1 protein-coding gene, 1 tRNA gene and 1 pseudogene are annotated in these 1405 nt (G+C 72.7%); all 3 read left to right on the top strand.

Annotated elements, in window-relative coordinates; all coding sequences use genetic code 11:
- A pseudogene (locus tag ACOWU6_RS16790) lies at nt 1-330 on the top strand (hypothetical protein); the annotation flags it as partial.
- Between the two features lie 89 nt (nt 331-419).
- A complete protein-coding gene (locus tag ACOWU6_RS16785; protein WP_421076396.1) occupies nt 420-1022 on the top strand; it encodes an SGNH/GDSL hydrolase family protein in 603 nt (200 codons plus the stop codon).
- Nucleotides 1023-1077: 55 nt separating this feature from the next.
- A tRNA-Ala gene (locus ACOWU6_RS16780) sits at nt 1078-1150 on the top strand.
- Nucleotides 1151-1405 lie beyond the last annotated feature (255 nt).

Raw genomic sequence — 1405 nt, 5'->3', positions numbered from 1 at the left:
GCCCCGGCGGTCCGCCGGGCCGCGCCCGCGCTCATGGACCCCGAGGACCGCGGCTGGACGCCGCGCTCGCTCCCGGCGCCGCTGACGAGCGTCTCCGGCTCGCGCGCCGCGCTCGCGCTCGACGGCGCGCGCGCACACGAGGCGCTCCGCGCGGCCGCGCGCGAGGAGGCGCTGCGCACGCAGATCGCGGCCCAGGCTCCCGCGCCGGTGCCGATCACGGCGGCCCGTCAGCAGCAGCCGGCGTCGCCGTATGCGCGCATGGGGTTCGTCGACGACGCCGAGATCGAGGCGCACGTGCGCGAGCTGCTCGCCCGCCGCGCAGCCGGATGACCGCAGATGTCCGATCCGGTGCGGCGACGCCCCGATCGTGTGACGCTCGCGGCGGGTCGGAGCCCGTCCGTCCCGCTCGAAGGAGAACGATGACCCGCCCCGCTCGACTCGTGTTCGTCGGAGACTCGATCACCGATGCCGGTCGCGATCGCTCGCACGCCGCCTCGCTCGGACACGGTTACGTGCACCTCATCGCCGAGGCGCTCGGCGATGAGGTGCACGTGGTGAACGTCGGGGTCGGGGGAGACCGCGCCGTCGACCTCGAGCGCCGCTGGAACGAGGACGTGGAGGCAGCCCAGCCGGACGTGCTCACCGTCTACGTCGGCGTCAACGACACCTGGCGGCGCTTCGATCGCGACGACCCCACCAGCGCCGAGGACTTCGAGGCGACCGTGCGCCGGCTGCTTGCGAGTGACGCCGCGCGCCGCGCACGGCTCATCCTCGTGGAGCCGTTCGTCCTGCCCGTGCGCGACGATCAGGAGGGGTGGCTCGACGACCTCGCGGCGAAGCGAGAGGTCATCGCGCGTCTCGCGGAGGAGCACGGCGCGTCCTTCGTGCCGCTGCACCGTCTGCTCACCGAGGCCGCCCGCACCGTGGGTGCTGCCGCGCTCGCGCCTGACGGCGTCCACCCCTCTGCCGAGGGCGCCCGAAGGATCGCGGACGCATGGCTCGACGCCTCGCGACGCGCCTGACGCGCCTCGGTTTCGGCAAGCGGCTCGGGGTCTGGTAATGTATCTCGGGTTGCAAGGGCCCATGGCGCAGTTGGTAGCGCGTCTCGTTCGCAATGAGAAGGTCGGGGGTTCGAATCCCCCTGGGTCCACACTGAGTTGAGACAGTCGACAAGCCCCCGTCCATCGGACGGGGGCTTCGTCGTATCCGGCGGTCGGCGCGTCGGCGCCGAGCAGGAGCCGTCGGGGCGCGGCCGTGCTGGCCGTGCTTCCGGGTTGCGACACGCCCGGGTGGTGGGTGGGTTTGCTGGGGGTGGGGGTTCGGCGTAATGTATTCCCTTGTCGCCGCCAAGCGGTGAGGTTGAGCCGGAAGGTTCCCCGCCCCAGGTCTGCGACGTACAACACAA

It is taken from the genome of Microbacterium sp. SA156, assembly GCF_049065455.1.
GTDB lineage: Bacteria > Actinomycetota > Actinomycetes > Actinomycetales > Microbacteriaceae > Microbacterium > Microbacterium barkeri.
The sequence above is the reverse complement of the archived record's forward strand: the minus strand, read 5'-3'. Positions and strand labels throughout refer to the sequence as shown.

What these genes read in the sequence shown, in the direction of transcription:
- ACOWU6_RS16785 (WP_421076396.1), top strand. Translation starts at nt 420, where the DNA reads ATGACCCGCCCCGCTCGACTCGTGTTCGTCGGAGACTCGATCACCGAT.